Raw genomic sequence first — 258 nt, forward strand, 5'->3', positions numbered from 1 at the left:
CACCGAGCCCGGCCAGCAGGTCGAGATCACGGGCGGCGCGCTCGCGCAGACCGTGCAGCGCGACGGCTTCGAGACGCAGACGATCGACGAGTACGCGCGTGCGGCCGGCATCCAGCCCGAGGCGACCTTCACGAACAACCCGGCGGGCACGATCCAGTGGCCGTTCGCGGTCGGCGTGCACATCGGCGACCAGTTCGGCTACCGCGACTGTGCCGGCTGCTCGAGCGACCACGGCGGCCAGGACTTCAACCCCGGACT

1 protein-coding gene is annotated in these 258 nt (G+C 71.3%); it reads left to right on the forward strand.

Going from position 1 to position 258, the window contains the following annotated elements:
- Positions 1-258 (forward strand): hypothetical protein (locus tag E0698_RS26430; RefSeq protein WP_202895091.1); only part of this gene is annotated, 258 nt, incomplete at both ends.

The sequence above is a fragment of the Paenibacillus sp. 23TSA30-6 genome (assembly GCF_014858585.1).
GTDB lineage: Bacteria > Bacillota > Bacilli > Paenibacillales > Paenibacillaceae > Paenibacillus.